Genomic DNA, 331 nt, shown 5'->3' on the forward strand with positions numbered 1-331 from the left:
ATCGACCTTGACGAATTCGCCGCCCAGGGAGACGACCTGGTCGGCGACCTCGGCGCGGGTGTCGTTGGCGCGCACGATGGCGCCCAGGTTGGCGGCCGTGCCGATCGCGGCGAGACCGGCGACGCCGGCACCGGCGATGAACACCTTGGCCGGCGGGATCTTGCCCGCGGCCGTCACCTGGCCGTTGAAGAAGCGGCCGAAGGCATTGGCCGCCTCGATCACGGCGCGGTAGCCGCTGATGCCCGCCATGGAGGTCAGCGCGTCCATCTTCTGGGCCCGCGAGAGCTGGCGCGGCAGGGAGTCGATGGCCAGCACCGTGGCCTTGCGGGCC

General features: G+C 71.9%; 1 pseudogene. It reads right to left on the reverse strand.

What is annotated here, in order from left to right:
* A pseudogene (pntA, locus tag WG923_RS30375) lies at positions 1 to 331 on the reverse strand (Re/Si-specific NAD(P)(+) transhydrogenase subunit alpha); the annotation flags it as partial.

Origin of the sequence: Ramlibacter sp. AN1133 (genome assembly GCF_037890035.1) — a bacterium.
In the GTDB taxonomy this organism is placed as follows: domain Bacteria; phylum Pseudomonadota; class Gammaproteobacteria; order Burkholderiales; family Burkholderiaceae_C; genus Ramlibacter.